This is a genomic window from Methylobacterium sp. B1, from assembly GCF_000333255.1.
Taxonomy (GTDB): Bacteria; Pseudomonadota; Alphaproteobacteria; order Rhizobiales; family Beijerinckiaceae; genus Methylobacterium; species Methylobacterium fujisawaense.
Genome location: NZ_BACT01000615.1, coordinates 19420 through 42882, shown reverse-complemented (window position 1 = coordinate 42882; position 23463 = coordinate 19420). Strand labels below are relative to the sequence as shown.

21 protein-coding genes are annotated in these 23463 nt (G+C 69.7%); 11 read left to right on the top strand and 10 right to left on the bottom strand.

Annotated features, from left to right (window positions below; all coding sequences use genetic code 11):
* Positions 1-55 precede the first annotated feature (55 nt).
* The 6 genes from I53_RS18345 to I53_RS18320 all read left to right on the top strand — a co-directional run bounded on the left by I53_RS18345 (position 56) and on the right by I53_RS18320 (position 7366).
* Complete coding sequence (locus I53_RS18345; RefSeq protein ID WP_043353240.1) at positions 56-1117, top strand: sn-glycerol-3-phosphate ABC transporter ATP-binding protein UgpC; 1062 nt, start codon at positions 56-58, stop codon at positions 1115-1117.
* Between the two features lie 71 nt (positions 1118-1188).
* Positions 1189-2496: an ABC transporter substrate-binding protein gene (locus I53_RS18340; protein ID WP_043353238.1), complete on the top strand. Its 1308-nt coding sequence runs from the start codon at positions 1189-1191 to the stop codon at positions 2494-2496.
* A 23-nt stretch (positions 2497-2519) separates the two neighbouring features.
* Complete coding sequence (locus tag I53_RS18335) at positions 2520-3476, top strand: carbohydrate ABC transporter permease (RefSeq protein ID WP_043353236.1); 957 nt, start codon at positions 2520-2522, stop codon at positions 3474-3476.
* Between the two features lie 47 nt (positions 3477-3523).
* The gene (locus I53_RS18330) at positions 3524-4411 is read left to right on the top strand and encodes a carbohydrate ABC transporter permease (RefSeq protein WP_043353258.1); all 888 of its coding nucleotides are present in this window, start codon (positions 3524-3526) and stop codon (positions 4409-4411) included.
* Positions 4412-4543: 132 nt separating this feature from the next.
* Positions 4544-6172, top strand: a complete 1629-nt coding sequence (locus I53_RS18325; protein ID WP_043353234.1) for a dihydroxyacetone kinase subunit DhaK — start codon at positions 4544-4546, stop codon at positions 6170-6172.
* Positions 6173-6409: 237 nt separating this feature from the next.
* The gene (locus I53_RS18320) at positions 6410-7366 is read left to right on the top strand and encodes a D-2-hydroxyacid dehydrogenase family protein (RefSeq protein ID WP_187294379.1); all 957 of its coding nucleotides are present in this window, start codon (positions 6410-6412) and stop codon (positions 7364-7366) included.
* Positions 7367-7391: 25 nt separating this feature from the next.
* On the opposite strand, the gene I53_RS18315 is transcribed toward I53_RS18320, so the two are convergent.
* The 4 genes from I53_RS18315 to I53_RS18300 are packed head-to-tail and all read right to left on the bottom strand — an operon-like array spanning position 7392 to position 11438.
* Entirely contained in the window at positions 7392-8525 is a 1134-nt protein-coding gene (locus I53_RS18315; RefSeq protein ID WP_251982360.1) for an ABC transporter permease, read from the bottom strand.
* Complete coding sequence (locus I53_RS18310; RefSeq protein WP_043353232.1) at positions 8492-9415, bottom strand: ABC transporter permease; 924 nt, start codon at positions 9413-9415, stop codon at positions 8492-8494. The genes I53_RS18315 and I53_RS18310 overlap by 34 nt, the downstream gene beginning before the upstream one ends.
* Positions 9412-10998: a peptide ABC transporter substrate-binding protein gene (locus tag I53_RS18305; RefSeq protein ID WP_043353230.1), complete on the bottom strand. Its 1587-nt coding sequence runs from the start codon at positions 10996-10998 to the stop codon at positions 9412-9414. Before I53_RS18305 ends, I53_RS18310 begins: the two co-directional genes overlap by 4 nt.
* A 2-nt stretch (positions 10999-11000) precedes the next feature.
* Entirely contained in the window at positions 11001-11438 is a 438-nt protein-coding gene (locus I53_RS18300; protein ID WP_043353228.1) for a heme-binding protein, read from the bottom strand.
* A gap of 187 nt (positions 11439-11625) precedes the next feature.
* On the opposite strand from I53_RS18300, the gene I53_RS18295 reads away from it, so the two are divergent.
* Positions 11626-12360 (top strand): dihydrofolate reductase family protein, encoded by a 735-nt coding sequence (locus I53_RS18295; RefSeq protein WP_043353226.1) that lies wholly within the window; start codon positions 11626-11628, stop codon positions 12358-12360.
* Here the strand turns inward: I53_RS18295 and I53_RS18290 are convergent.
* Both I53_RS18290 and I53_RS18285 read right to left on the bottom strand, forming a co-directional pair.
* Positions 12329-13357, bottom strand: a complete 1029-nt coding sequence (locus tag I53_RS18290; RefSeq protein ID WP_043353224.1) for an alpha/beta fold hydrolase — start codon at positions 13355-13357, stop codon at positions 12329-12331. The genes I53_RS18295 and I53_RS18290 overlap by 32 nt on opposite strands.
* Before the next feature lie 80 nt (positions 13358-13437).
* Positions 13438-14502, bottom strand: coding sequence for a WcbI family polysaccharide biosynthesis putative acetyltransferase (locus I53_RS18285; RefSeq protein ID WP_043353222.1), 1065 nt, complete (start codon positions 14500-14502; stop codon positions 13438-13440).
* A 747-nt stretch (positions 14503-15249) separates the two neighbouring features.
* Between I53_RS18285 and I53_RS18280 the strand changes: the two genes are divergently transcribed.
* Entirely contained in the window at positions 15250-15978 is a 729-nt protein-coding gene (locus I53_RS18280) for a hypothetical protein (RefSeq protein WP_251982359.1), read from the top strand.
* A gap of 72 nt (positions 15979-16050) precedes the next feature.
* On the opposite strand, the gene I53_RS18275 is transcribed toward I53_RS18280, so the two are convergent.
* A complete protein-coding gene (locus tag I53_RS18275) occupies positions 16051-16905 on the bottom strand; it encodes a LysR family transcriptional regulator (protein ID WP_043353217.1) in 855 nt (284 codons plus the stop codon).
* A 95-nt stretch (positions 16906-17000) separates the two neighbouring features.
* On the opposite strand from I53_RS18275, the gene I53_RS18270 reads away from it, so the two are divergent.
* Positions 17001-18302, top strand: a complete 1302-nt coding sequence (locus tag I53_RS18270; RefSeq protein ID WP_043353251.1) for an aspartate aminotransferase family protein — start codon at positions 17001-17003, stop codon at positions 18300-18302.
* Positions 18303-18410: 108 nt separating this feature from the next.
* On the opposite strand, the gene I53_RS18265 is transcribed toward I53_RS18270, so the two are convergent.
* A complete protein-coding gene (locus I53_RS18265; protein ID WP_043353249.1) occupies positions 18411-20276 on the bottom strand; it encodes an ABC-F family ATP-binding cassette domain-containing protein in 1866 nt (621 codons plus the stop codon).
* A 276-nt stretch (positions 20277-20552) separates the two neighbouring features.
* On the opposite strand from I53_RS18265, the gene I53_RS18260 reads away from it, so the two are divergent.
* Positions 20553-21599, top strand: a complete 1047-nt coding sequence (locus I53_RS18260) for an HD-GYP domain-containing protein (protein ID WP_236952950.1) — start codon at positions 20553-20555, stop codon at positions 21597-21599.
* Between the two features lie 26 nt (positions 21600-21625).
* Here the strand turns inward: I53_RS18260 and I53_RS18255 are convergent, their stop codons facing one another.
* Together I53_RS18255 and I53_RS35765 are read right to left on the bottom strand one after the other, a co-directional pair.
* A complete protein-coding gene (locus I53_RS18255; protein WP_043353213.1) occupies positions 21626-22528 on the bottom strand; it encodes a UDP-3-O-acyl N-acetylglycosamine deacetylase in 903 nt (300 codons plus the stop codon).
* A gap of 37 nt (positions 22529-22565) precedes the next feature.
* A complete protein-coding gene (locus I53_RS35765; RefSeq protein ID WP_257787420.1) occupies positions 22566-22688 on the bottom strand; it encodes a hypothetical protein in 123 nt (40 codons plus the stop codon).
* A gap of 84 nt (positions 22689-22772) precedes the next feature.
* Here I53_RS35765 and I53_RS18250 point away from each other — a divergent pair, with 84 nt between their 5' ends.
* Positions 22773-23459 (top strand): Crp/Fnr family transcriptional regulator, encoded by a 687-nt coding sequence (locus tag I53_RS18250; protein WP_043353212.1) that lies wholly within the window; start codon positions 22773-22775, stop codon positions 23457-23459.
* Positions 23460-23463: the final 4 nt, after the last annotated feature.

The window sequence follows — 23463 nt, the reverse complement described above, 5'->3', positions numbered from 1 at the left end:
CCTTTGTACTGCCGCCCTAGAGCCGCCGATAGAGCGGCCTTGATCGGGAGGAAGCATGGCCTCGGTGGGAATCCGCGAGGTTCGCAAGGCTTTCGGGTCGACGAACGTCCTGCACGGCGTGTCCGTGGACATCCGGGACGGGGAATTCGTGATCCTGGTCGGTCCGTCGGGGTGCGGAAAATCGACGCTTCTGCGGATGATCGCCGGGCTGGAAAATATCTCCGGCGGCGAAATCCGGATCGGCGAGCGCGTCGTGAATGATGTTCCGCCGAAAGAGCGGGACATCGCCATGGTGTTCCAGAATTACGCGCTCTACCCGCATCTCACGGTCCGCGAGAACATGGCGTTCTCGATGCGGATCCGGAAGGCCGCGGCCTCCGAGATCGACCTGCGCGTGAACAAGGCGGCGCAGATCCTCGGTCTCACCCATCTGCTCGACCGTTACCCGCGCCAGCTCTCAGGCGGCCAGCGTCAGCGCGTCGCCATGGGCCGGGCGATCGTGCGCGACCCGCAGGTGTTCCTGTTCGACGAGCCGCTCTCGAATCTCGACGCCAAGCTGCGCGTGGCGATGCGCACCGAGATCAAGGAGCTGCACCAGCGCCTGAAGACGACGACCATCTACGTCACCCACGACCAGATCGAGGCGATGACCATGGCCGACCGGATCGTGGTGATGCACGACGGGGTCGTGGAGCAGATCGGGCCGCCCCTCGAACTCTACGACCGGCCCGACAACCTGTTCGTCGCCGGCTTCATCGGCTCGCCGGCCATGAATTTCGTGCCCGGGAAGGTCCGGGCGAACGGACGTCTCACCTTCACCACCGAGACCGGCCTGACGATCCCGCTTGCCGACGCCCCCTCCGGCGTCGAGGGGCGCCCCCTCATCCTGGGCGTCCGGCCCGAGCATTTCGACCTCGCATCCGACGGGATCACCGCCGAGGTGGTGGTGGTGGAGCCGACCGGATCCGAGACCATGCTGGCAGTCCGGGCCCTCGGCCAGGAGCTCACCTGCGTGCTGCGCGAGCGCGTGCGCGAGCGGCCGGGCGAGACCGTCTCCCTGCGTCCGAACCGCGTGCATTTCTTCGACGCCGAGACCGGCCGTCGCCTGCCGAACTGACCTGCATCGGGGCCGATGCGGGCGCGCGCGCGGCGCGCACCTGAAGCAGATTCACTGAGGGAGAAGAACCGATGCCCGTTCTCGACCGCCGTTCCCTCCTCGCCGGTGCCGCCGCGACCGGCCTCGCCGGCGGCGACCTCCTCGGCTTCGCCCGGGCCTGGGCTCAAAGCACCGAGTGGAAGCCCGAGCCCGGCGCCAGCCTGTCGCTCCTGCGTTGGAAGCGCTTCGTTCCGAGCGAGGACGAGGCGTTCATGAAGATGGTCGACGCCTTCACCAAGGCGACGGGCGTCAAGGTCACGGTGACCAACGAATCCTTCGACGACATCCAGCCCAAGGCATCGGTGGCCGCCAATACCGGACAGGGCCCCGACATGGTCTGGGGCTTGTTCTCGTTCCCGGCACTCTTCCCCGACAAGTGCCTGCCGCTGGAGGACGTGGCGGACGCGCTCGCCAAGAAATACGGGCCCTGGTTCCCGTCGGCGGAGGCCTACGGCAAGGTCAAGGGCAAGTGGATCGCGATCCCCGTCGCCTTCAACGGCGGCTATCCGAACTACCGCATCTCGGCGATGAAGAAGGCCGGTTTCGACAAGTTCCCCACCGACACGGCCGGATTCCTCGAACTCTGTCGGGGCCTGAAGAAGAACAACACGCCGGCGGGCTTCGCGCTGGGTCACGCCACGGGCGACGGCAACACGTGGTGCCACTGGGCCCTCTGGTCCCACGGCGCCAACCTCGTGGACGCCAACGAGAAGATCGTGATCAACTCGCCCGAGACCGCCAAGGCGCTGGAATACGTCAAATCTCTCTACGAGACCTTCGTGCCCGGCACGGTGTCGTGGAACGACTCGTCGAACAACAAGGCGTTCCTCGCCGGCGACCTGTACCTCACCAACAACGGCATCTCGATCTACGCCGCGGCCAAGAAGGACAACCCGAAGCTCGCCGAGGACATGGACCACGCCGTCTGGCCGATCGGACCCGCCGGCAAGCCCACCGAGTTCCAGCTCGCCTTCCCGATCCTGGCCTTCAAGTACTCGAAGGTGCCGAACGCCTGTAAGGCCTTCATCAGCTTCATGATGGAGGCAGCGAACTACAATCCCTGGCTCGAAGCTGCGCAAGGCTACCTGTGCGAGCCGCTGTCGAACTACCCCAAGAACCCGATCTGGACGAGCGACCCGAAGAACGCGGTCTTCGCCGAGGCCGGCCGGCGCTCCCTCGCGGCTGGCGGCCTCGCACCGGTCAGCGAGCGCATCGCCGCGGTGCTCGCCGACTTCGTGATCGTCGACATGTTCGCGAGCCACTGCACCGGCCGTGAGGACGTGAAGGGCGCGATCAAGAACGCCGAACGCGCAGCGACCCGCATCTTCCGGAACACCTGAACGCGGCTGCCGGAGGCGAGACCATGGCGCATTCCGCACTGACAGAGCCGGCGCCAGTCGCTGTCCCGATCCGCTCGGGTTGGCAGCGCCTGCGCGCGAGCCGCGGCTGGGCGGGCTTCTGGTTCATGCTGCCGACGGCGCTGATCCTCGGCCTGTTCCTGGCCTATCCGCTGCTGAAGGGCATCTGGCTGTCCTTCACCAACGCGCGGATCGGCCGCGAAGGCGTGTTCATCGGCCTGGAGAACTACGCGTGGCTCTGGGACGACGACGTCTTCTGGCTCTCGGTGTTCAACACCTGCCTCTATACGGCGGTGGCCTCGGTGGTGAAGTTCGGCATCGGGCTCTATCTCGCCCTGCTGCTCAACAAGAACATGCCGTTCAAGGCGATCATCCGCTCGATCGTGCTGATCCCGTTCGTGGTCCCCACCGTGCTCTCGGCCATCGCGTTCTGGTGGATCTTCGACAGTCAGTTCTCGATCATTTCCTGGTCGTTGCGCCATCTCGGCGTCATCGACGGCAACATCGACTTCCTCGGTGATCCAGCGATGGCGCGAGCCTGCGTGATCTTCGCCAATATCTGGCGGGGCGTGCCGTTCATCGCCATCACGCTGCTCGCCGGCCTGCAGACGGTCTCGCCGTCCCTCTACGAGGCCGCGACCCTCGACGGCGCCTCGAACTGGCAGATCTTCTCGCGGATCACGCTTCCGCTGCTGACACCGATCATCGCCGTGGTGATGACCTTCTCGGTGCTGTTCACCTTCACCGATTTCCAGCTGATCTGGGCCATGACCCGCGGCGGACCGGTCAACGCCACGCACCTGATGGCGACGCTCTCGTACCAGCGGGGCATCCTCTCGGGGACCCTGGGGGAGGGCGCCGCCATCGCCACCGCCATGGTGCCGTTCCTGCTCGCGGCCATCGGAATCTCGTGGTTCGGCCTGCAGCGCCGGGCCTGGCAGGCCGGGGAGTCCGACCGATGAGCGCGCCCGCACCGCCCGCCCACGTCGACCCGCACCTCGCCCCCGTGATGGAGGCGCGGCCGGCCGGGCTCACCGACAACTCGGAGGGGATGGCCTATCTCGAGCGCCTGCCCCGGCGGCTCGTGACCACCTACCTGCCGCTCCTCGTCATCCTCGCCGTGCTGCTGTTCCCGTTCTACTGGATGGCGCTGACGGCCATCAAACCGGACGAGCAGCTGATCGACATGGAGCGGTTCAACCCGTTCTGGGTCGTGGATCCGACGTTCAAGCACATTCACAAGCTGCTGTTCGAGACGCAGTATCCGCGCTGGCTCTGGAACACGATGTACGTGTCGGTGGCGGCGACCGTGCTGTCGTTGTTCGCCAGCGTGCTCGCCGCCTATGCCTGCGTCCGCGTGCGCTACCGGGGCGCGGGCTGGGTCGGCGCGGCGATCTTCCTCGCCTACCTCGTGCCGCCCTCGATCCTGTTCATCCCGCTGGCCACGATCGTGCAGGCCTACGGCCTGTTCGACTCGCCGATCGCCCTCATCCTCGCCTACCCGACGATCCTGATCCCGTTCTCGACGTGGCTCCTGATGGGCTACTTCAAGACCATCCCGTACGAGCTGGAGGAATGCGCGCTGATGGACGGCGCCAGCCGGTGGCAGATCCTCACCAAGATCATCCTGCCGCTGGCCTTCCCGGGGCTGATCTCGGCCGGGATCTTCTCTCTGACGCTGTGCTGGAACGAGTTCATCTACGCGCTGACCTTCCTGTCCTCGACACAGAACAAGACGGTGCCCATCGCCGTCGTGAGCGAGTTCGTGGACGGCGACGTGTACAAGTGGGGTTCGCTGATGGCCGGCGCGCTGCTCGGCTCGCTCCCGCTGGTGATCCTCTACTCATTCTTCGTCGAGTACTACGTGTCGGCGCTCACAGGCGCCGTGAAGGAGTGACGGAGACCGGCTCGACGCCTCCATCATCGCGAACGGCGTGACGAGGCCGTTGCCTGGGCGACCGGATTGCGCCGACACTGCGTGCGGATCCGCCGACCCAGAATCGGTGACCGCCCCATCGAAGGTCACGCCATGGCCCATGTCATCGACGCCCGCGCAACCCTGGTCAACGACGCCCTCGACGGCTTGCTGGCAGCCAGCGGCGGGCGCCTTGCGCGGCTCGAGGGCGATCCCGGGATCCGCGTGATCCTGCGCGCCGTACCGGAGCCCGGAAAGGTCGCTGTGGTTTCCGGTGGCGGCTCCGGTCACGAGCCGGCCCATGCCGGTTTCGTCGGGCCGGGTCTGCTGAGCGCGGCCGTCTGCGGGGACGTCTTCGCCTCGCCGAGCGTCGACGCGGTGCTGGCCGGGATCCTCGCGGTGACGGGACCGGCCGGCTGCCTGCTCGTCATCAAGAACTATGCGGGCGACCGGCTGAATTTCGGTCTCGCCGCCGAGCGGGCCCGGGCGCTGGGCCATAAGGTCGAGACCGTGATCGTCGCCGACGACATCGCCCTGCCGGACGCCAAGCAGCCGCGCGGCGTCGCCGGAACGCTGTTCGTCCACAAGGCGGCGGGTCATGCTGCGGAAGCCGGGGAATCGCTCGAAACCGTTGCGGCGCTCGCCCGCCGGGCGGCCGAAGCGGCGAAGTCGCTCGGCATCGCAGTCTCGACCTGCACGATCCCCGGTTCGCCGCGCAGCGAGCGATTGGCGGAGGGTCAGGCCGAGCTCGGCCTCGGCATCCACGGGGAGCCGGGCGTGGAACGCATCACCCTGCCGAGGGCCAGCGATCTCGCCCACATGATGGCCGACAGGCTTTCGCGGGCGATCGCGGGTGCCGACCGTCTGGCCCTCCTTGTGAACAATCTCGGCTCCGCCTCAGCCCTGGAGATGCAGATCCTCACGCGGGCGGTGCTCGCCACCGATCTGGGCCGGCGCGTCCGTCTGCTGCTCGGTCCGGCGCCGCTGATGACGGCGCTGGACATGCACGGCGCCTCGCTGTCGGTCCTCCCGCTCGACGATGCGCTGGAGCGGGCCCTGTCGGAGCCCGTGCCGGTCGCGGCCTGGCCGGCGGCAGTCCGGATCGCGCCGCCGATCCTACGGCCGGTGCCGGAGGGGCTTGCGGGTGAGACTTTCACACCGTCGCACGACGCCGTCACGGGGGCTCGCATCGCTGCCGTCACAAAGGCGCTGATCCAGGCTGAGGAGACCCTCAACGGTCTCGATGCCAAGGTCGGCGATGGCGATGCTGGGACGACCTTCGCGGGGGCCGCGCGCGCCGTACGGGCTGAGTTCGACCGACTGCCGCTGGCCGATCCGGCCGCCCTGTGCCGGGCCCTGGCCGAGCGGATCGGCCGCGCCGTCGGCGGATCGAGCGGTGTGCTCGGCTCGATCTTCTTCGCCGCGACGGCCTCGGCCCTTGCCGACGGGGCCGCATGGCCCACTGCGCTCGGGCAGGGCGTCGCGCGCGTCCAGAGCTATGGCGGCGCTCAGGCCGGCGACCGCACCCTGCTCGACGCGCTGATTCCCGCCGTCGAGGCCCTGGGGAGCGGAGACCTGACCGCCGCCGCTGCGGCGGCCCGAGCCGGTGCCGAAGCCACGGCCCGCATGACCCGCGCCGGCGCCGGCCGCTCGAGCTACCTGGCTATGGGCGATCTCGTCGGTGTTGAGGATCCCGGCGCCGCCGGCGTCGCGGTGGCGTTCACAGCATTGGCCGAGGCCTAGGAGCCGAACGCGTCTCCTCCGCGATCCCGCCGGGCGAATGTCGGGAGAGCCCCGACAGGGGGGATGTCTCATACTGGCCGTCCGCCCCGAAGGCCTGGCCGATCCCGGGCTCCGGGCTGGACGGCGCGGTCGTGGCGTGACGGGCTCGCTTGACCGCGGCGCAGTTTCGAAGAGCCGACGTCGTGTCATCGATCGGACCTCGTTGACGCTCTGCCCACCGAGGCCTACCCCATCGCCATGCGCACCTGCCTCATCCTCGACGATTACCAGCAGGCAGCCCTCGCGCTCACAGACTGGACACGCCTCGCCGATCACGTCGCCGTCTCGGCCATCGCCGAGCACATTCCGGATGCGGATGCCCTCGTGGCGCGGATCGCGCAGGCGGAGATCCTTGTGATCATGCGGGAGCGCACGCCGTTCCCCGCAGCCCTGCTGGAGCGGCTGCCCCGGCTTCAGCTGCTCGTCACCAGCGGCATGCGCAACCTCGCGATCGACCTTGCGGCCGCCCGGGCGCGCAACGTGGTCGTCTGCGGCACGGATTCGAGTCCCACGCCGCCGACGGAGCTGACCTGGGCGCTGATCCTTGGACTGGCGCGTCACGTGGCGTCGGAGGGCCGGGCCATGCGCGAGGGGGGGCCCTGGCAGAGCACGATCGGAACCGATCTCGCGGGCGCGACCCTCGCATTTCTCGGCTCGGGCAAGATCGGGACGCGGGTGGCCCAGATCGGCGATCCTTTCGGCATGCGGGTGATCGCCTGGAGCCCGAACCTCGATGAGGCCCGCGCGGCCGCCGCGGGGGTCGAGCGGGCAGCCTCGAAGGAGGCGCTGCTGGAGGCGAGCGATATCGTCACGATCCACCTCGTGCTGGGCGATCGAACGCGCGGCCTCCTGGGGCCGGCCGAGTTGCGCCGCATGCGGCGCGACGCGTTCCTCGTGAACACCTCACGGGCGCCGATCATCGATCAGGACGCCCTGGTGCGGGCCCTGGACGAGGGCTGGATCGCCGGCGCGGGCCTCGACGTCTTCGAGACCGAGCCGCTGCCAGCCGACAGCCCGTTCCGCCGCCTGCCGAACGTGCTGGCATTGCCGCATCTCGGCTACGTGTCGCGCAACAATTACCGGACGTTCTTCACCCAGGCCGTCGAGGACATCGAAGCCTGGCTCGCCGGTGCCCCGATCCGGCAGCTGGGCTGAGTCGAGGAAGCCGCCGACCGCGGCATCAGTCTCCGCGGGGGTCCAGCGCGTCCGCGAGGCCGTCGCCGATCAGGTTGAGGGCCACCAGGGTCGCGATCAGGAAGGCGGCCGGGGCCGCGAGCATGTGGGGCGCCCCCTCGATGGAACGGGCGCCTTCGGCGATCAGGACGCCCCAGCTCGTCTGCGGCTCCTGCACCCCGAGCCCGAGGAAGGACAGGAAACTCTCCAGCAGGATCACCTGCGGCACCAGCAGCGTGGCGGTCACCGCCACCGGACCGAGGGTGTTGGGCACGATGTGCCGGAGGATGATGCGGGGTGTCCCGAGGCCGAGCGCCCGTGCGGCGCGGACGAAATCGCGCTCGCGCAGCGACAGGGTCACGGCGCGCACCACCCGGGCCATGTCGAGCCATTCCACCGCGGCGATCGCCACCAGCATGAGCAGCAGGCTCGGGCGGAAGAACACCAGCAGGAGGATCACGAAGAACACGAAGGGGAGGGCGTACAGCACGTCGACGCCGCGCATCATCACGGCATCGACGGCGCCCCCGATGAAACCCGCCGTGGCACCGTAGGCGACGCCGATGAGCAGGGCGACGAGGCTGGCGGCGAGCCCGATCGCCAGCGAGATCCGGCCGGCGACGAGGCAGCGGGTCAGCAGGTCGCGGCCCTGGATGTCGGTGCCGAGGAGGAAGTGCAGGCGCCGGATCGGCACCACGACGACGAGGCTCCGACCGCCGTCGCGCTCGTCCAGGATGTCGGGGGATCCGAAGAGCGCCGAGCGCGGCAGGTAGGCCAGACTGCGCCGATCGACGCCCGCGTCGGACCCGAGGGTGAGCCGCAGCGTGTCGCCGTCGCGTGCGACTGCGTCGAGCCGGCCCCGCATCCGGAAGGCGAGGCGCTCAAGCGCCGGCCGGAGATGCTCGGCATCGGGCTGTGCGGTGAGGCCGGCCGGGAGCTGACGCAGGTCCGGATAGGCGCGCTCGGGATCGTGGCCGGTGAGCCCCTGACCGATCAGGCAGGCGAGGGCGATCAGGATCAGCAGGGCGAGGGCCGCCACGGCGGTGCGTTCCCGGGCGAAGCGGAGAACGGCGCGCCGGGCCGGCCCCGGAGCCGCGGCGGTGATGGTCACGACGCCGCCCGGAGGCGCGGGTCGAGCCATGCGCAGGCGAGGTCGGCGGCGAGGTTGAGGGCGATGACCAGTCCGGCAACCAGCAGCACCGTGCCCATCACCAGCGTGTAGTCCCGGTTGAGCGCGCCCTCGACGAAGTAGCGGCCGATCCCCGGCAGGCCGAAGATCGTCTCCACCACCACCGAGCCGGTGAGCAGGGACGCGGCCAGCGGCCCGAGATAGGCCACAACCGGGAGGAGCGCGCCCCGCAGGGCGTGGCGGGTGACGCGGGCCGGCGGCAGGCCGAGGCTGCGCATGGTGCGGACCGGCTGCGTCCGCAGGGTCTCGGCCAGCGAGGTCCGGGTCAGCCGGGCCAGGGCACCGACCTGCGGCAGGGCCAGCGTCACGACCGGCAGGACCAGGTGGCTCGGGGCGCCGTCGTTCCAGCCTCCCAGCGGCAGCCAGCGCAGCGTGAGCCCGAAGGCGATCTGGAGCAGGGGCGCGACCACGAAGCTCGGCAGCGAGAGGGTCAGGGCCGCACCGACGCCCAAGAGCCGATCGATGACGCCGCCGCGCCGGAGCGCCGCCGCGATCCCGAGCCCGACGCCGAGCGCGGTGGCCAGCACGAGGGCGAGGGCGCCCAGCGTCGCGGAGACCGGGAGGCCCCGGGCGATCAGATCGAGGACGCTCTGGTCGCGGAACGAGAAGGAGGGGCCCAGATCGCCCCGCACCAGCGCCGCGAGATAGCTGCCGAACTGCGCGACGAGCGGCCGGTCGAGGCCGTAGACCCGGCGCAGGTTCTCCATGGCGGCGGGCGCCAGCGGCCGCTCCAGGTCGAACGGTCCGCCCGGGGCCAGCCGCATCAAGAAGAAGCTGACGGTCACCACGGCGAGCAGCGTCGGCACCGCCTGGAGCAGGCGGCGCAGGATGAAGCGGATCACGCGTCGAGCCTCAGGAACCGTGTCGGCGCGGCGTTGCGCAGGTTCGGATGGTAGCCGTGCAGCCGCGGCGCGATCAGCGCCTTGGAGCAGTAATGCATCAGCGGGATCCAGGGCAGTTCGCGCAAGGCGATGGCCTCCGCGTCGTAGAGCAGGCCGGCCCGTCGGGTGAGATCGCGCTCGGCGGCCGCCTGCGCCATCAGGGTGTCGTAGGCGGCATCCGACCAATGGCCGGCATTCATGCCGTCATTTCCGCTCTGGAGCAGGAACAGGAAGTTCTGCGGGTCTGAATAGTCGGCAAGCCAGCTCATGCGCGCGACGTCGAAATCGCCGCCGTCGCGCAGGTGGGCGAAATGCGTCTTGGCGTCGGTGTAGACGAAGCGGGTCCTGATCCCGAGGTCGCGCCACATGTCGCCGAGCGCCACCGCGACGGTGCGGTTGTTGTCGCTGATGTTGAACCGGTACTCTAGCGTGAGCGGGCGGTCCGGGCCGAAGCCCGCTTCGGCGAGCAGTCGGCGCGCCTCCGCCTCGTGGTCGATCGGCAGGCCGCGGCGGCCCTCGGTCTCGGGCGGCGTCCGGTAATTGTCGAGGCCGGGCGGACATAGGGAATAGGCGGGACTCATGGTGCCGCTGTTAAGCCCGTCGGCCAAGTATTCCCGGTCGATCACGAGCGACAGCGCCTGTCGGACGCGCCTGTCCGAGAACGGCGCCTTGCGGGTGTTCACCACCAGCGCCGCCAGTCCCAGCAAGGGTCCGAGCACCACCTGCGTTCCGAAGCGGCGACGCAGGTCGGCGATCTGGTCGACGGGCAGGTCGGAGAGCGAGTCGATCTCGCCGGCGGCGTAGCGGCGCACGGCCGATGCGATGTCGGGCGTCGGCAGGAAGGCGACCCGGCGGATCGCGAGGCTCGCCGCATCCGGATGGTGCGGGTTGGCCTCCAGCGTGATGGCGCCGCCCGGCACGCGGTCGGCGAGCCGATAGGGCCCATTCGTCACGAGGTTTCCCGGCCGGGTGAAACTGTCGCCGTAGCGTTCGACCGAGGCGCGGTGGACCGGCAGGGCGGTCTGATGGGTGAGGAGTTCCAGGATGTAGGGCGTCGGCTGTTCCAGGGTGATCGCGAGCCGCAGCGGCGCCTCCGCGACCACGCCCAGGGCGTCGGCCGGCTTCTCGCCGCGGTTCACGGCGGCGGCGTTGCGGATCGGGAACAGGATCTCGGCGTATTTCGCCGCCGTGGCCGGATCGAGCATCCGGCGGAGCGAGTAGACGAAATCCGCCGCGGTGACCGGCTCGCCATTCGACCAGCGACCGTCGGGCCGCAGGTCGAAATGCAGGGTCGCGCCGTCGTCCGAGACGGTCCAGGCGCGTGCGGCGCCCGGGATGATGGCGCCGCAATTGTCGTAGGTGAGCAGCCCATCGCCGAGGTCGCGCAGGATATGCGCCTCCGCGACCGTGGACGAGCGGTGCGGGTCGAGGGTCTCGGGATCGGCGTCGTTGCCGCGGCGGTAGAGCGCCTCGGCCGCGCGGGCGGGCGGCACGGCCGAGAGGGCCATCGCGCCGGCCAGCCAGTCGCGCCGACGCAGGCGCATGATCAGGCGCCGGTTTCCGGCTTCAGGCCGGCGGCTTCGATGCCGGCCACCGCGCAGATCTCGTCGTTGTCGGAGGTGTCGCCGGAAATGCCGACCGCGCCGAGGAGCCGTCCCTCACCGGACCGGATCAGCACGCCGCCGGGCACCGGCACGAGGGCGGCGGGGCCGGCGAGATGGGTCACGGCAGCGACGAAATAGGGCTGCTGCTCCGCCCGCGCGTGGATCGCCCGGGAGCCGAGACCCAGCGCCAGCGCGCCGTTGGCCTTGCCGCTCGCGATCTCGGCCCGGCGCAGGGAGGTCCCGTCCTCGACCGCGGCCGCCTTGAGGGCGCCGCGGGCATCGTAGACGACGACGGCCAGAGGCTTGAGCGTCCGTGTCCGCGCCTCCCGCAGGGCGGTGTCGACGATGGTGCGGGCGGCCTCGAGGGTCAGGTCGATCATTGGAATCCAATACGGACGCCGCTCCCGGCGGCCGCCGCATTCTTACGGACCGGGGCGCGCCGGGTCCACAGACGCGGATCGCTGCGGCGTTCGATCCCGCGCGCCGCCCTGGGCCGAAGGGACGATCCGCCTAGTTTCGCGGGTGTTCGCGGGGGGAGAGCCCCGGCGCGCTGAACGAGGATCGTCCATGGCATCCGCCGAACGCCCGTACGTGATCTGTCATATGACCTCGTCGGTCGACGGCCGGATCAAGGTGCGCCGCTGGAAAACGCTGGATGCCGACAGCCATTACGAGCGCGTCCACGGCGAGCTGAAGGGCGATGCGTGGATGTGCGGGCGGGTGACGATGCAGGGCTATGCCGACAGCGCCGATCCGTTGCCCGAGCCGATCCGGGACGACGGCGTTCCGGTCCCGCGGACGGATCATGTCGCCCGCCGCGACGCGCCGGGCTACGCCGTGGCCCTCGATGCGCGCGGACGTCTGGATTGGGGCGCGCGCAATACGATCGAGGGGGACCATGTGGTGGTGGTGCTCACCGAATCCGTGCCGGATCCGCATCTGCGCGCGCTCCGGGCCGGCGGCCAATCCTACCTGTTCGCGGGCGAGCGGACCGTCGACTTCGCCCTGGCGGCGGCGAAGCTGCGCACCCTGTTCGGGATCGAGCGGCTCCTCGTCGAGGGCGGCGGCCACATCAACGGCTCGATGCTGAAAGCCGGGATCATCGACGAACTGAGCCTGCTCCTGGTGCCCGCCGTCGATGGCCTGACCGGGACGCCCGCGGTGTTCGACTTCGCCGGCGAGGAGGCGGACACGATGGGCAGCCGCCGCAAGCTCGACCTGACGGCCTGCGAGCGCCTTTCCGACGGCGTGGTGTGGCTGCGCTACCGGATCACGCCGGTCGAGCCGCCGGCAGCCGGATGATGCTCGCCAGGAACGCGTCGTAGCCGGCCGCGACGGCCGCCGGCTGCTCGAAATGCGGGAATGCGCCGGTCGGCAGGGTCTCGACGCGCCAGTTGGGCCGGTCGGCGACCCGCGGCGCCAGCCGGTAATCGACGAAGTCGCCGCGCGTGCCATGCACCATCCAGACCGGAAGGCGCAGGCGCTCGTAAAGACGTGTCGCGTCGGTGGGGAACAGGTGACCGGCGATGAAGCACCAGGGGGCGTGCTCGGCGCCGGGCTGGTGCGCCGACGCGTAATCATAGGCGAGCAGACCCTCGTCGATGTCGGACGAGCCGAAGGTCTTCTGCAGGAAGAAGCGCATGCTCGGCCGCGTGACCAGGGCATCGAACAGCGGCCGGCCCAGGGGCGGCCGGTCGAGGGCGTCGCGCAGCCAGTCGCGGCCGCGATGACCGTCCGGGGGACCGTCCCCAGAGAGCCGCCCATCGAATCCCGTCGGGCTGATCAGCGCGAGGCTGCGATAGGCATCCGACCGTTCCAGGCTGGCCCGCGCGAGATACGAGGCCGACAGTGAGACAGCCAGGGCATCGATCGCCCAGCCGCCGTGCCGGTGCCGGATCTCATCGACCGCGGCGTGGATCGCTTCCACCATCAGCCGCGGCGTGTACCGGCGGCGCGACCGTTCCGAGAAGCCGAAACCCGGCAGGTCCAGGGCGTAGACCGGCCGCGTGCCGCGGTAGCGCAGATAGAGCGGCCGCACCTCATAGGCGTTGGCCGCGGCGTTGATGGAATGGATCAGCAGGAGCGGCACGCCCTCGGCCTCGGTCGATCCGTAGAGCGAGATGTCGCCGGCGCGTCGGGTCCGGAGCCGTTCGTGCCGTCCCGGAAGGGCGGGCGGCAGGGGCATCCGCCGGTTCACCACGAGCCCGCTCCAGCCGGCCAGAGCCGCGGCCGAGCCGACGAGCGTCAGGGCCGCCGCGGCCGCGAAGCGACCGGCGCTGTGCCGGGACTGAGAGCCCATCGAACCACCTCGACGTCCATCCCGCAGCCGCGGGCCGTGCGCGACAACGCCGGGACCGATGGGAAGTGCCCGCCCGAACCTTAAGACGCGTGTCCGGCGAGGCTGCCGGCGCTCAGGGCCGGGGCCCGGCTCTCCGACCGCGCCGGCGCCGCGTCGCGCCCCGCGGCCTCACGCAGGAAATCCACCGTCGGCGGGTCGGTGAGCCAGCCCTGGACACGCTGCGAGATCAGAAGCTTGCGCTCGCGCCGGTCGTAATTCGCGTAGGAGGCGGCGACGAACTCGGCCCGGCTCATCGTGCGCGCGGGACCGGACCGGCGCGTCTCCGCCTTGAAGAACAGGGCGCTGCCTGGCACGCCGTAATGCTGGGCGATCTCCGGATAGACCGGCCAGCTGCCCTGACCGCCGAGATCGTCCGGAAGGAACGCGTCGAGATCGCATTCCTCGAACGGGACGCCGGCCCGGGTCAGCAGGCCCCGGGCGAGGTCGGCGACGACGTAGAGCTTCGTGTGGTTGATCGAGTGCATGAAGCAGCCCCGGCGCGCCCAGCGCGTGAGGTGCGTGTCCAGATCGTACCCGGCCTGGACGCCGAGCCCGCGCAGATACGAAACCGACTCGTCCCAGAGATTGAAATACCCGAGGCGCTCGAAGACCGGCTCGGAGAACAGGCGCAGCGCCTGCGCCTGCGAGAATCCGGAGAGGTAGGCGAACAGCGTGATCGCCGAGTGCGAATGCCCCATCGGCCCCGAGATCAGGCCGTTGAGCGTGACGGAATCCTGCACGCCCACATGGACGAGATCCGGATGATAGGCGCTGAACACGATGGTGGGGATCAACCGCACCTTCGGGTGCGTCCGCAGCGTGTCGATCGTGCCGCCGCCCTTGAACCGGGGCAGGTAGATGCTGCTGAAGACGTGGTCGTAGCCGTCCGCATGCGCCATCAGGTCCGCGAGACGCGGGAACCGGCGGGCCGCCGTAAAGGCCGACACGAAATCCACCCGCGCCTCGGGCAGCAGGTAGCGCATCGTCTTGGCGATGGACCCCGCTTGGCAGACGCCGATCACGAGGATGCGCGGCGATCCGGTCCGCTTCTTCCCGAACTGCGCGAGCCGGTGCCGCGCGCGCCAGAGGCTATCGACGGTCAACATTCGGCCTCTCTCGCATGTCCGCAGGCTGCGGGCAAACGCAGCCTTCGCCCACCCATCGGACGAGGGAATCGGCGGCGTTTGCCGGACGAAAGGCACCGTCGTCCCCGGCCACCGGGTCGCCCGATCACCGGGCCGCGGACCGCCGCATGGCATCCACCGGGTGTCCACGGCACAGGCGCACCGCGCATCCTGTGAATCGGGACGGCTCATGGCATGATGGGGCAGGCCTTGGCATGACCGCCGAGAACTGCGTGTCATCCACTACATGTTTCAGTATAAAAATAGAAAACTCTGTTGCGTTACAGGCCTATTGTCTTCGCACATCGGCGCCGACACCGTGGAAAGGCGCGGGCACGGCCGGAATAGACTTGACACCTTCAAGTGTTTGAGTGCACGTAAGAATTAACGGAGCATGAAGCTCGCGGATTGGGTGCCGGTGGTCATGAAGGCCGCGTGGCGCCCGAGAGCCGAGGCGTTTCCCGCTTGCATCCCCGCCACTCCGCCTAACCGGCATCACGGACCGGCGCGTCCAGTTCTGAACGGGCCCGCTCTGCGCAGCCGGCCGCCTACGGCATGACCCGGCAGGCGCGACCGCTGACGCGCTTGGTCGCGCCGCGCGGCGACACCGCAGCTCGGCCCGGCCTTGCCGGGCGTCGCCGCGCCGGTTGCCGGTCCGGACGGCATTCGCCCGCTGTACCGCCGGCACGTCTGTCTGCCGGCGCAGCACGTTGAGGCACGCCGCTCACGTTGAGCGGCGATGGGAGCGCATCGGCTCGAAGAGATGGAGACCGCGCGATGGATTACATACCTCCCCTGGCTGCCGTCACGGCTGCCACCCAGAAAGCGAACCACGCCGAAGAACTTGGGCTGACGACAGCGAAGACGGCGCCGGCCGCCGTCTCGGCTGCACCGGATCCCCGGTCCATCTACACGCTCTCGCCGGAGGCGGCCGGCGCCGTCTTCGCGCTGGCCGAAACCCAGATCCGGGCGATCGACGCCATGCCGTTCGATCCGCCGGATCGGCGCGGCAGCCAGATTGCCGCGGCGGCCATGGCGACGGTCACGGCGACGACGCCTGTCGTCTCTCCGGAAACGACGAAGACGATCGGCGCCGCCAACCGCAACTGGAGCGAGGATGTCCGGCTGGATCACAGTCCATCCCGCGTCGTGGGAACCGACACGGTCGTTCAGTATGACAATCCCCGGGTCATGGCAGCCTGGAGCGCGGCCTTTCCGGACGTGGCTGGCCGGAAGTTCCGGGGCGCGCACCTGTCCGATACGGACCTCCGCTCGGCCCTTCGCCAGTTGGAGATCGATATCGGCTTCCACGGGCCGGAGCGGGAAGTCTACGTTCTGTGCAACAGCGCGCATTTCGAAAGCATCAGTCAGGACAACCCGAAGACGCACTTCAATTGGATCGATGTCGACAACGACGACATCGTTGTGTTCTGGCCGAAATCCGGTGACGAAGCATAGATCCTGGCATGCGGCGGCGCTGGGCTTCACCGTCGTGGTCGATCGGCTTTCCCTCGCCGATCGATCGCAGGCTCAGAGCGCCGGCAGAACGGACCGGACATGGGCGGCGAAGGCCCGCGTGAGCGGAGTGGCATGCGCTCCATCCATGCGGATCGTCAGACCGATGCGCGGCAGCGCCGGCAATCCGCTGCTGCGGGTCAGGATGCGCAGATCGGGCGGGACGGCAGCGCGGGTCAGGACTGCCACGGCCTGCTCGGAGCGCGTCACGGCCAGCAGGCCCGACAGGCTGCCGCTCGCGTAGGCGATCCGGTATGGTCGCCCCGCCTTGTCGAGGGCGGCCCGCGCCGCCCGATGATCGAGGGTATCGGGATCGCCGAGGGCGAGCGGCAGCGGGTCGGGCCAAGCCGCGGGCGCACCGCGCGGCGCGACCCAGACGAGATCCTCGTGCCGGAGGATCTCCCCCCCGGCCGAGCGGGCAACGGAGACCAGCGCCAGATCGAGTCCACCGCGTTGCCATCGCTCCTCCAGACGGGGCGTCGCGGCGCAGACCACCGCGATCGCCGCCGCGGGGTGTCGGGGTGCAAAGCCGCGCAGCAGGGCCGGCAGGAACGCCTGCGCATAATCGTCCGGACAACCGATCCGCAGCGTGCCGGTGAGACTCCGTCCGGACAATTCAGCCAGGGCGTCGTCGTGCGCGGACAGGATCCGGCGCGCATGAACCAGAAGGCGCTCCCCCTGCACCGTCAGGGAGACCCCGCGCCCCGTCCGCCGCAGAAGCGGCTGCGCGACGAGATCCTCCAGGCGCTTCATCTGCATGCTCAGGGCGGCCTGACTTCGGCTGACCCGCTCCGCCGCCCGGCTCAGGGCGCCGGTCTCCGCCACCGCGGCGAAGCTGCGCAGGAGATCGATGTCGAGGCTGTGAGCCATAAGAACCTCTGAACTCTCGGTTCAGAACGATAAGCTTTTCTGCCGTCCGCGGCGGTCCTAGCATGGTGCGGCTGGACCCGGGTGCAGGACCGACGATGACACGGAACGACGACGCCGATTTCTGGATGCGCGCACGTCGGCATCTCGTGCGGTACGGCGGCTGCTTCGCGCCGGTCATCATCGAGCGGGCGGAGGGCAGCTTCGTCTACGACGCGGACGGCCGGAAGATCCTCGATTTCACCTCCGGCCAGATGAGCGCGATCCTGGGCCACGGGCATCCCGAGATCGCCGCGGTGGCCGCGCATCATGTCGGACATCTCGACCACCTGTTCAGCGGCATGCTGAGCCGGCCCGTGGTCGATCTCGCGACGGAGCTGGCCCGGATCGCCCCCGGCGACCTCGAACGGACGCTCCTGCTGACCACCGGCGCAGAGGCCAACGAGGCCGCCCTGCGCATGGCCAAGCTCGCCACGGGCGGCTGGGAGGTCGTGAGCTTCGCGCAATCCTGGCACGGGATGACGGCGGGGGCGGCCGGGGCGACCTACAGCGCCGGCCGCAAGGGCTATGGCCCGGCCTCCGTCGGCTCCTTCGCGATCCCCGCGCCGAACGCCTACCGCCCCACCTTCGAGAAGGACGGAGCCCCCGACTGGCAGACCGAACTCGACTACGCCTTCGCGCTGGTCGACCGGCAATCGACCGGCAACCTGGCGGCGTTCCTGGCCGAGCCGATCCTCAGCTCCGGGGGCATCCTCGAACTGCCACCGGGCTACCTCGCCGCGCTCAAGCGGAAATGCGCGGAGCGGGGGATGCTGCTGATCCTCGACGAGGCCCAGACGGGCATCGGCCGCACGGGCCTGATGTTCGCCTGCGAACGCGACGGCGTTGTCCCGGACATCCTCACCCTGTCGAAGACCCTGGGCGCCGGCCTGCCGCTCGCGGCGGTCCTGACCACGCCGGAGATCGAGGATCTCTGCCACGCCCGCGGGTTCCTATTCTACACCACGCACGTCTCCGATCCGCTGCCCGCAGCGGTGGGCCTCAAGGTGCTGGAGATCGTCCGGCGCGACGGCCTCGTCGCCCGGGCCGAGGAGGCCGGCGCCCGGCTCGCCACGCGGTTGGGCGCCCTTCAGCAGCGCTTCGCCTGCATCGGCGACCTCCGGGGCCGCGGGCTTCTGCAGGGCGTCGAGATCGTGGCCGACCGGGGCACGAAGGTGCCGGCGCCGGATCTGGGCGATGCGATCACCCGGCGCTGCCTGGACCTCGGGCTGAGCATGAACATCGTGCAGTTGCCGGGCATGGGCGGCGTGTTCCGCATCGCCCCGCCGCTGACCGCCACCGACGAGGAGATCGACCTCGGCGTCGACATCCTGGAGCGGGCGATCGAACAGTCGCTCTGAACGAGCATCGCGCCGCCCGGCCTGCCGTGGCGCTGCTGGATGGTTTCGCAGCGCCCGAACGGATGGGAACCACCGGCCTCGAGGGGTCCGAGCGCGCCGGGGAACGCCTCAGGCGGCCTCGATCTCCGCGCTCACATTCAGCCATTCCTCCTCGGCGGAGGCGAGCGCCTGCGCGGCGTCCGCGCGCATCTTGGCGATCTCGCCGGCCTTGGCGGCGTTCTCCCGGAAGGCGGACCCGTCCTCCAGCGCCGCGTCGATCTTCTGGATCGCCGCGGTCAGCTTGGCCATGCGGGCCTCGATGGCCTCCAGGCGTTTGCGCAGCGGCGCGAGGGCCGCGCGGCGCTCGACGCCGGCCCGACGCGCCTCGGCCTTCTGGCCGCCGGACGGCTCAGTCTCGCGCTCCGCCTCGCGCTCCGGCCCCGACAGGACGAAGCGCCGGTAATCGTCCATGTCGCCGTCGAAGGTCTTCACCGTGCCGTCCGCGACGAGCCAGAGCCGGTCGGCGCAGGCCTCGACCAGGAAGCGGTCGTGGGACACGAGGATGACGGCCCCTTCGTAGTCGTTGATCGCCTCCACGAGGGCCTGCCGGCTCTCGATATCGAGGTGGTTGGTCGGCTCATCGAGGATCAGGAGGTGCGGGCCGTGGAAGGCCGCGAGGCCCATGAGCAGGCGCGCCTTCTCGCCGCCCGAGAGCTTCTCGACCGGCGTGTCGGCCTTGTTGGCGCCGAAGCCCAGCCGCGCCGTCGCGGAGCGCACCTTGGCCTCCGGAACGTCCGGCATCAGGGTTCGGACATGCGCGTAGGCGCTCTCGGAGGGCCGCAACTCGTCGAGCTGATGCTGGGCGAAATAGGCGACCTCCATCTTTGAGGAGCGCTTGACCTCGCCGGCCACGGGGCCGAGCCGCCCGCCGATCAGCTTGCAGAAGGTCGACTTGCCGTTGCCGTTCGCGCCCAGCAACGCCACCCGGTCGTCCGGCGCGAGGCTGAGGTCGAGCCCGGTCAGGACGATCCGGTCCCCGTAGCCGGCCTTGACCCGCTCCATCGCCACGATCGGCGGCGACAGGGGCTTCTCCGGGCTCGGCAGGTGGATCACCGGCACGTCGTCGTCGAGCAGCGCCGCGATCGGCTCCATCTTGGCCAGCCGCTTCATCCGCGACTGGGCCTGCCGCGCCTTGGTGGCCTTGGCCTTGAACCGGTCGATGAAGCTCTGGAGATGCGCGCGCTCGGCATCCTGCTTGGCCTTCGCCTTGGCCTGGAGCACCCGCCTCTCCGAGAGCTGCTTGGCGAAGCTCGAATAGCCGCCGCGGTAGATCGTCAGCTTGCCGCGGTCGAGATGCAGGATGTGATCGACGCTGGTGTCGAGCAGGTCGCGGTCGTGGCTGATGATGATGGCGGTGCGCGGGTAGCGCTCCAGGTAATCGTACAGCCAGAGCGTGCCCTCGATGTCGAGATAGTTGGTCGGCTCGTCGAGGAGCAGCAGGTCCGGCTCCGAGAACAGGACGGCGGCCAGCGCCACGCGCATCCGCCAGCCGCCGGAGAAGTCCGAGCAGGGCCGCCCCTGGGCGGCCGCATCGAACCCCAGGCCGTGCAGGATCGCGGCGGCCCGGGCCGGCGCCGAGTGGGCGCCGATATCGACGAGCCGGGTCTCGATCTCGGCGCGGCGCAAGCCGTCCGCATGCTCGGCCTCCGCCATCAGCCGGGCGCGCTCCGTGTCGGCGGCGAGCACGACGGCGTGCAGCGTCTCCGGCCCGGCCGGTGCCTCCTGGGCAACGGCGCCGATCCGCATGCCCTTGGGCAGCGCCACCGATTTCGCATCCACCGGCAGATCGCCGAGAATGGCCTTGAACAGCGTGGTCTTGCCGGCCCCATTGCGCCCGACGAGACCGACGCGGGCGCCTTCCGGGATCGTGAAGCTCGCGGAATCGAGGATCAGACGGTCGCCGATGCGATAGGTGAGGTCATTGACGCGCAGCATGACGGCGTTCTGGCTGTCCGGACGCGGCGAGGCAAGCGCCGGCTCCGCGCCGACCGGCACGATTCGCGAGGCCTCGGCGTGACGGGTTGGATACCTGATTGAAGCGGAGAATACCTGCCTGGGCGGCTAAAATTTTAACGTAATGCGACTATAATTATCTTGAGCGACGTCTATCCAGATTTCGATAGGCCGATCATTGGTTAGAGTGCGCTCGCACACGTTGGACGCCCGGAACGAGGCGAGCGACGGGGGGAGTTGTTGGGCCAGACCCTGATCTTGACCGACGATCTCGAGCGGGGCGGGCGGCTCGCGCGCAACCTCGGCGGCGGCATTTCCGTGATGTTGCACGACCTCTACGGCGACGCGGCCCCGCCATCGGGCGCCGCATTGATCATCAGCGACGTCAGCGCACTGACCTCCGAATCCGTCCGGCGCCTGCGTCAGGTCCTGTCCACGGTGCGGGCCCCCGGGGTCCCGTTTCTCGCCCTGATCCACGGCAATCTCGGGCGCGGCGAGATCCAGGCGACGGCTCTGGGGGCGACCCGGGTGATGGCGGCCTCCACGGCGAGCGCCCTGCTGCTGAATGCGGTCGCGACCCTGACCGACGGCGGGCCGGATACGCGATCCGCCCGCCGGTGGCGGCATCAGATCCATGAGGCACATGCGGCCTTCGTCAGCCTGTTCCGGGCCGATCAGGCACCCCCGCCGGCGGTGGTCGAAAGCGGCGCCGACTTGGTCAATCAGGCCATCCGCGAGGCGAAGGTGCGCAACTGGCTCGACGTCGTCGCGAACTTCGACGACGTCACCCACCGCCACTGCCTGAGCGTGGCCGGGATCGCAGCCGAATTCGCCCGTATTCTGGGGCTCAGCGAGGCCGATTCCCGGTACCTGGTCAAAGGGGCGCTGCTCCACGACATCGGCAAGGCCAAGATCCCGCTCGCCATCCTGAACAAGCCGGCACCGCTGACGCCCCTCGAGCGCAAGGAGATGGATCGTCACCCGGCGCTCGGTCACGCGATGCTGCTGACGGGCGATTATGACGCGCTGACCCTGTCGGTGGTCCGCTCGCACCACGAATATCTCGACGGTTCGGGCTATCCGGACGGCTTGCGCGGGTCGCAGATCCCGGATCTCGTTCGGCTGATCACCATTTGCGACATCTTCGCCGCGCTGATCGAGGCGCGCCCCTACAAGGCGCCGAAATCGGCCCCGGAGGCCTACGCCATCCTGAGGCAGATGACCGCGAAGCTCGATGTCGATCTGGTCCGAGCCTTCGGTGAGGTGGCGGCCGCCTGCGAACCTCCTCGACCTGCCTCCGCTTAAGCCTCCTCCGATCTGTCGGCTGCGCCTCAAACGAGTTCCCAGGCCGAGCTGTCGCTCATCAGGGCCGCGACCAGGGCGTGGTTGAGTTCGTGTCCCGTGTGGAAGGCTGAGATGCGGCCCTCGATCGGGTGCCCCGCCAAAGCGAGATCGCCGATGAGATCGAGGATGCGGTGCCGCACCGGCTCATCGGGGACCCGCATCCCGCCGAGCACGTGCCCGCGCACGAGGAGCGCCGCCGAGCGGGGCGATACGCCCTGCAGGAAGTCCGTCCCCCGGACGAAGCCGTAGGCGCGCCCCGCCATGGCTCGCAGGTAGCGACCGAAGCTGCGCGCCGGCGCAATCTCCCGCTCGAAGCCTTCGGGCGTTATCGCACCCGACCAGTCGACCGACCCGAAATGCGCCAGCGCGAGGTGGCCGCTGATGTGAAGTCCGTCGCCGGGCTCGATCTGAAGCCGCCGCCGCCCGTTCTCGACCGCAACGGTCCGCAGCAGGCGGATGACCCGGCAGGGCAAGGTCTGCTCGCTCCGGCCCGCGGCCCGGATGGCCTCGCACCACGGCGTGGCGCTGCCGTCGAAGATCGGCAGCTCGTCCGCGTCGATCTCGGCCAGCACGTTGTCGATCCGCAAGGCACTCAGCGATGCCATGAGGTGTTCGATCGTGCGGACGAGGACCCCCTCCCGCCGCACCGCCGAGGACAGCGGCTGCGATTCCCGAAGTCGCCAATCGGCCGGCACATCGACCGTGCGACCATCCTTCAGACGACGCCGAAAGACGATGCCATGGCCGGCCGGCGCCGGGCTGACGCGGACCGTGGCGTGTCGCCCCGAATGGAGGCTGCGTCCCGACCGCTCGAACGGATGAGACAAGGTCGCCTGAAGACGAGGGCCTGGAGAGGCTGTCGAGAGCGGGAATGGAACGTCTTGATGCATCGAGTCAGGCCGCCGCAGCGGACAGGGAACCTAGCCCTCATGGGTGATCCACGCCAATAAACTCCTGTTCATCGGGACGCGGCTTGACCGTCCAGCCCGCGACCGTCACGATCATCATGCCCGATCGATCCAGCACCGCCCCGGCGGAGCGCGACGTCACTGTACGGGCTGCTCCCGTCCCCAGATCTGCTGGCTGGCCCCCGTCAGGGCAGGGACGGAGGCCGGAGTTGAGGGAACACGATCGATGGCGCGGTTGGGGACGATACCCTTCTTCAAGGATCCGGGCATTGAGCTCGGGCCCTACGAGCCCCGCTGCCACTGGCGCCGCTTCGACGAGAACGAGGTTCTGGTCGACTTCGACGACATCTCCACCGACGTCTACTTCATCGCCTCCGGCGAGGTCCGCATCCTGAACCGGACCCAGTCCGGCAAGGAGGTCATCCTGGGGGAGATGCGAGGCGGGGCCTTCTTCGGCGAACTCGCCGCGATCGACGGGATCGGCCGCTCGGCCAACGTCACGGCGCTGACGCGCGGCGAGGTCTGCGTGGTGCCGGCCCCGGTGTTCCGCCAGATCGTCTTCGCGTCGGAGGCGATCGCCGACCGGCTGTTCCGGCTCCTGGCCAAGCGCGTGCGCGAGCTGAACACGCGGCTGATGGAGCACGCCCTGCTCGATCTCAAGCACCGGCTGTATGCCGAGCTGCTGCGCCTCTCCGTGCCGCGGGCCGGGGCAGGGGGCGAGCGGGTGGTGTCGCCCCCGCCCTACCACCACGTCCTCGCCGCCCGGATCGGCTGCCGGCGGGAGCAGGTGACCCGGGAATTCACCGCGATGGCCGCCGAGGGTCTGGTCGACCGCACCCGCGGCGCCCTCGTCCTGCGGCGGCCGGATCTCTTGGAAGCGCGCGTGGCCGAGGCGCTGCGCGAGGATTCCTGATCCG

Bases quoted from the DNA above. Each gene is read 5' to 3' on its own strand.
- I53_RS18345 (WP_043353240.1), top strand. From the start codon at position 56: ATGGCCTCGGTGGGAATCCGCGAGGTTCGCAAGGCTTTCGGGTCGACG.
- I53_RS18340 (WP_043353238.1), top strand. From the start codon at position 1,189: ATGCCCGTTCTCGACCGCCGTTCCCTCCTCGCCGGTGCCGCCGCGACC.
- I53_RS18335 (WP_043353236.1), top strand. From the start codon at position 2,520: ATGGCGCATTCCGCACTGACAGAGCCGGCGCCAGTCGCTGTCCCGATC.
- I53_RS18330 (WP_043353258.1), top strand. From the start codon at position 3,524: ATGGAGGCGCGGCCGGCCGGGCTCACCGACAACTCGGAGGGGATGGCC.
- I53_RS18325 (WP_043353234.1), top strand. From the start codon at position 4,544: ATGGCCCATGTCATCGACGCCCGCGCAACCCTGGTCAACGACGCCCTC.
- I53_RS18320 (WP_187294379.1), top strand. From the start codon at position 6,410: ATGCGCACCTGCCTCATCCTCGACGATTACCAGCAGGCAGCCCTCGCG.
- I53_RS18315 (WP_251982360.1), bottom strand. From the start codon at position 8,525: ATGGCTCGACCCGCGCCTCCGGGCGGCGTCGTGACCATCACCGCCGCG.
- I53_RS18305 (WP_043353230.1), bottom strand. From the start codon at position 10,998: ATGCGCCTGCGTCGGCGCGACTGGCTGGCCGGCGCGATGGCCCTCTCG.
- I53_RS18300 (WP_043353228.1), bottom strand. From the start codon at position 11,438: ATGATCGACCTGACCCTCGAGGCCGCCCGCACCATCGTCGACACCGCC.
- I53_RS18295 (WP_043353226.1), top strand. From the start codon at position 11,626: ATGGCATCCGCCGAACGCCCGTACGTGATCTGTCATATGACCTCGTCG.
- I53_RS18290 (WP_043353224.1), bottom strand. From the start codon at position 13,357: ATGGGCTCTCAGTCCCGGCACAGCGCCGGTCGCTTCGCGGCCGCGGCG.
- I53_RS18285 (WP_043353222.1), bottom strand. From the start codon at position 14,502: ATGTTGACCGTCGATAGCCTCTGGCGCGCGCGGCACCGGCTCGCGCAG.
- I53_RS18275 (WP_043353217.1), bottom strand. From the start codon at position 16,905: ATGGCTCACAGCCTCGACATCGATCTCCTGCGCAGCTTCGCCGCGGTG.
- I53_RS18270 (WP_043353251.1), top strand. From the start codon at position 17,001: ATGACACGGAACGACGACGCCGATTTCTGGATGCGCGCACGTCGGCAT.
- I53_RS18265 (WP_043353249.1), bottom strand. From the start codon at position 20,276: ATGCTGCGCGTCAATGACCTCACCTATCGCATCGGCGACCGTCTGATC.
- I53_RS18255 (WP_043353213.1), bottom strand. From the start codon at position 22,528: ATGCATCAAGACGTTCCATTCCCGCTCTCGACAGCCTCTCCAGGCCCT.
- I53_RS18250 (WP_043353212.1), top strand. From the start codon at position 22,773: ATGGCGCGGTTGGGGACGATACCCTTCTTCAAGGATCCGGGCATTGAG.